This window comes from Nocardioides sp. GCM10023255 (genome assembly GCF_042653125.1).
Lineage (GTDB): Bacteria > Actinomycetota > Actinomycetes > Propionibacteriales > Nocardioidaceae > Nocardioides.
In genome coordinates this window covers 937-1237 of sequence record NZ_JBHSHU010000006.1, presented here as the reverse complement: position 1 = coordinate 1237, position 301 = coordinate 937, and the positions used below count along the sequence as shown (strand labels likewise).

Annotated in this window: 1 protein-coding gene; it reads left to right on the top strand. The window is 65.8% G+C overall.

Translation table 11 applies throughout. From position 1 onward, the window contains the following. On the top strand, nt 1-301 hold a 301-nt coding region (locus ACFO9I_RS23115), incomplete at both ends, for a hypothetical protein (protein ID WP_379181147.1).

Genomic DNA, 301 nt, shown 5'->3' with positions numbered 1-301 from the left:
TGCGCAACGGGACCATCTACAAGTACCCCCAGGGCGCCACCGGCCCGACCGGACACAACCTGAACTTCAGCGCAGCCGACTTCACGCTCGAGGGCTCCACCGCGGACTCAGCGACGCCTGCGCTGGTCTCGTTCGCGGTCGGGCCGAAGACGGTGACCCCGGGCCAGGACGTCAGCATCGACTACGCGGTGAGTGACGACTCGGACGAGATTACCTATGTCTACTTCACCTTCGCCGACGCCATCGGAAACACCCGGAGCCTGGGCGTGGACAACCCCTCCGGCATCCCCTTGAACGGCAC